The organism is Halalkalibacter sp. HAAS-P013 (assembly GCF_056619925.1).
Genome location: NZ_JBWQTU010000043.1, coordinates 1 through 2,938, shown reverse-complemented (window position 1 = coordinate 2,938; position 2,938 = coordinate 1). Strand labels below are relative to the sequence as shown.

The 2,938-nt window shown below is 39.7% G+C and carries 3 protein-coding genes; 2 read left to right on the top strand and 1 reads right to left on the bottom strand.

Annotated features, from left to right (window positions below; all coding sequences use genetic code 11):
- Nucleotides 1–333: 333 nt before the first annotated feature.
- Nucleotides 334–600: a DUF1292 domain-containing protein gene (locus tag AC1FXP_RS23275; RefSeq protein ID WP_480064305.1), complete on the bottom strand. Its 267-nt coding sequence runs from the start codon at nucleotides 598–600 to the stop codon at nucleotides 334–336.
- A 528-nt stretch (nucleotides 601–1,128) separates the two neighbouring features.
- On the opposite strand from AC1FXP_RS23275, the gene AC1FXP_RS23270 reads away from it, so the two are divergent.
- Nucleotides 1,129–1,305 carry a hypothetical protein gene (locus tag AC1FXP_RS23270; protein ID WP_480064304.1) on the top strand — a complete coding sequence of 59 codons (177 nt, stop codon included), beginning with the start codon at nucleotides 1,129–1,131 and terminating at the stop codon, nucleotides 1,303–1,305.
- Nucleotides 1,306–1,343: 38 nt separating this feature from the next.
- The gene (ltrA, locus tag AC1FXP_RS23265) at nucleotides 1,344–2,672 is read left to right on the top strand and encodes a group II intron reverse transcriptase/maturase (RefSeq protein ID WP_480064303.1); all 1,329 of its coding nucleotides are present in this window, start codon (nucleotides 1,344–1,346) and stop codon (nucleotides 2,670–2,672) included.
- The last annotated feature ends 266 nt before the right edge of the window (nucleotides 2,673–2,938 follow it).

Below are 2,938 nucleotides of genomic sequence, written 5' to 3'. Positions count from 1 at the left end.
CCTGTTGTCCTTTTTTCACTTTGACCTGAACAACAAAAATTCTGAATGTTCAGACTTGTACAGGTGACTAAAAAACAGTGATTTGACATTAGTAGAATTTATTTATGCAATGCTACTGATTTATTTAAGGATCTTTACTGGGGTTTTAATCATTGGAGCAAGACTATGGGTAGCAACTTCAACTGAAATAGGCTTTTGACTCTTCTGTTTCTACAATTTTAGCATGCATGTCTGTAGAAAACTCTAGCTTTAGAAGCGCAAGAACCGTCCGGGACTGGTGAAAAAGATTATTTCTAAATCTCGAACGGTCCCCCTCCGTCCCCTCCGTATGGATTACTCTTCTTCCATTATTTCATCAAAAGCTGCGGAGACTTTATCGAATTCCTCGTCACTTTCAATGGCTGTAAAGTCATCATCTTCGTTTACCTTTAAAAAGAAGATGTCAATGTCTCCCCCTTCATCACCTTGAAGGTCCTCGACAAAGCTAACGGCAATGTATTGTGTACCTTCAATATTGATCTCTGCTAGCACTTCGACTTCCTGTTCCTGATCATTTTCGTCGCTAATCGTAAAAGTTTCGCCTACTTCAATTTTATCCATGCGATCGCCCCTTTTCTGTCAAAAAATCAAACTGTATAAACATATACATAGTTATTTTTATTCCCAAAGAGCCTGAGTTTCATGCATAGTGTTTAAGTACCTCTGTCACTCCCCGGAGTATGTCGACATCATTGACAAAATACGGGTGGTTTCGGGTGGTGACAGTCACTTTTACTTATCTCAATAAGCCAAAGGACAGAAAAGCTATAAGTCTCTATTAATTTAGGTGCCTGTCAGTGCGGCCAAGCTTAGGTCGTCATATATAGCGGGTGTGATTCCCGTCGAGCAAGAGTTAGCCACTCACTCGTAGCGAGTCTTGGAGGGTGTCGGGTAACCGGCGCCTTTAAGCGTAGACAGTTAGATTGTGGGCCGAAAGCCAATTAAGGTTGAAGGATATAGCTCCGAAATACCAAAACGAGAAGGCTGATGTATTTGACAGTATAGAAAGCAACATTCTTTTCTTCGAAATGGCAAGAGGGAAAGAGCTTCTCCGGAGTCGATGACCCTCGGCACGTAAGACATTGATATATGACGGCAACTTGGGAGATCCTGCAGGTCTTTTCACCTTACGGTGAAAAGTATGGTGTACAAGTGATAATAAAGCGAGGAAGCCAAATGCCTAGCAGGAAGTCGGATAACAGCGTAGTACTAATGAAGTCGGGTAATGCCGATGGAGGAAAGGCTGTTACTTATTATCGTCCTTAATAGGGAAACATTATCTACACTCGGAGGTAGACGAAATAATGGAAACGAAACTGGAAAGGATAGCAGAACTAGCTAAAGCTTATCCTAGTATGAAATTTACTTCATTGGCCCATTTATTGGATAAAGACATGTTAAAGCAATGTCATCACGAATTGGCAGCGAAGAAAGCAACTGGAATCGAAGGGATAACCAAAGAAAAGTATGCAGAAAACTTGGACGAGAACGTCGAAAAACTAGTAGAAAGAATGAAGAAGAAAAGCTACCGTCCGGTTCCGGTAAGGAGAACATACATCCCTAAACCGGGAACATCAAAGAAAAGACCACTTGGGATTCCGGAATACGAAGATAAAATCGTACAAAAGGGGTTAGCAAAGATTCTAAACGCGATATATGAACAAGATTTTCTTGATTCTTCCTTTGGATTTCGCCCCAACCGCAACTGCCATGATGCATTGAAAATCTTAAATGTCTATGTCGAAAGAAAATACACGAATTATATTGTCGATGTGGATATTAAAGGATTCTTTGACCATGTTGATCATAAATGGATGATGAAATTTCTAAAACACCGAATCAATGATCCGAACCTATTAAGGGTGATTGCAAGATTCTTAAAAGGTGGATACATGGAAGAGGGAAGGCTCTATCAAACAGAAGAGGGAACTCCTCAGGGTGGGCTAGCTTCGCCGATTCTAGCAAACATTTATCTTCACTATGTTTTAGATCTATGGTTTGAAAAGGTAGTTAGAAAGAAATGTAGAGGGCAAGCTTATATGGTAAGGTATGCAGACGATTTTGTCTGTTGTTTTCAATCTAAAGAAGAAGCATACCAATTCTTTCATTCACTAAAACAGCGATTGGCTAAATTTGGACTAGAAATTGCAGAAGATAAATCGAAGATTATCCCATTTGGAAGATTCGCTACTAAACAAAGTAGAGAAGAAGGAAAGAAGAAACCATATACCTTTGACTTTCTTGGATTCACTCATTACTGCGGTAAAAGTCAAAATGGACACTTCCGAGTAAAACGGAAGACAAGCAGAAAGAAAATGAGTGGAAAACTAAAACAATGTAAGGAATGGCTGAAAGCCAATCGACACATGGATGTACAAATGATTATGGAAAAGCTAAGACGATCTTTAACTGGATACTATAATTATTATTGTATAACTGACAATACTCCTACAGTTGATAACTTCCGAGATAAGATAAGAGGTTTCCTATTCATGTGGTTGAATCGCAGAAGCCAGAAACGGTCCTGTAACTGGGATAAATTCGAACTGTTTCTTAAGAAACACCCACTTCCTAGACCTAGAGTGAAAGTAAGTATTTATGAACTTAGAGATGAGATTAACTATATTCTGTAAATGGTAATAAGAGGAGCCGTGTGCGGTAGTTCCGCAAGCACGGTTCTGAGAGGGTTGTGGGATACAATTTAACGGAAGTTAAAGAGATCCCCTTCTACTCGACTGCTCGAAGCATCTCGGAATAATACGACAAAATACGGATAGTGCCAGTGGTTGCCCCCCTTATAATGGACAGATAGGATAGTATAAGATACGACATAATCACGTTATAAGGGGAGAGTTACATGACAAGAAAAAAGACACATTCACATAATCCTGTCGAAGTT

Excerpts from the sequence above, each read along its gene's own strand:
- ltrA (WP_480064303.1), top strand. The coding sequence starts at position 1,344 with ATGGAAACGAAACTGGAAAGGATAGCAGAACTAGCTAAAGCTTATCCT.
- AC1FXP_RS23275 (WP_480064305.1), bottom strand. The coding sequence starts at position 600 with ATGGATAAAATTGAAGTAGGCGAAACTTTTACGATTAGCGACGAAAAT.
- AC1FXP_RS23270 (WP_480064304.1), top strand. The coding sequence starts at position 1,129 with ATGACGGCAACTTGGGAGATCCTGCAGGTCTTTTCACCTTACGGTGAA.